The organism is uncultured Winogradskyella sp. (assembly GCF_947496485.1).
In the GTDB taxonomy this organism is placed as follows: Bacteria; Bacteroidota; Bacteroidia; order Flavobacteriales; family Flavobacteriaceae; genus Winogradskyella.
The window spans coordinates 1-680 of sequence record NZ_CANMCZ010000014.1 but is presented as its reverse complement, the minus strand read 5'-3'; the positions used below and the strand labels follow the sequence as shown (position 1 = coordinate 680).

Below are 680 nucleotides of genomic sequence, written 5' to 3'. Positions count from 1 at the left end.
TAAGTATCCGTAGCTTGAACCGTAGTTGTTCCATCCGGTTCTAAACCTTCAGCTGTTACATTGTTGGTAATATTACCAGCATCAACATCAGCTTGTGTTATTGTATAATCTGGTGCAGTAAATACCCATGTTTCCGTAGGATCAAGAATACCATCACCATTATCACCAGTAAGAGTAAGCGTAGCTGTAATATCACCACCTAATAAATCATCAGTGATCGTTATACTATTAATAAGTACATCACCAGAATTCGTTACCGTAAAAATATATGTTACTAAGTCCCCTTCACCAACACAACTAGCAGTTGTACTAGAAGCTGATTTTACTATACTTAGACCTGCAACTCCTTCAATAGTAATATATACAGTAGCTTGATCACAAGCTTGTGGAGTACCATTATCACATATAGTATACACAAAAGAATCAGTACCAGAATAACCAGCATTAGGAGTGTAGGTAAACACACCAGTATTTGGGTCGATGTTTACTGTAACACCTTCAGAAGTAATAACCGTAGTTGTTGTTACAGTTTGTGTGTCACCTTCAATGTCATTATCATTTGTTAATACATTTCCATTTAAAACACTTGTAGGTGTAACTGTATAAGCATCATCATTAGCGTTAGTAGTATTTGGCGTACCAGCATCTTGAACGGTTACCGTTACTGTAGCGGTATCACA

1 protein-coding gene is annotated in these 680 nt (G+C 36.8%); it reads right to left on the bottom strand.

The genetic code is table 11. The features are described 5' to 3' along the window. The coding region (locus tag Q0822_RS18185; RefSeq protein ID WP_299126395.1) for an Ig-like domain-containing protein at positions 1-680 on the bottom strand (680 nt) is incomplete at both ends.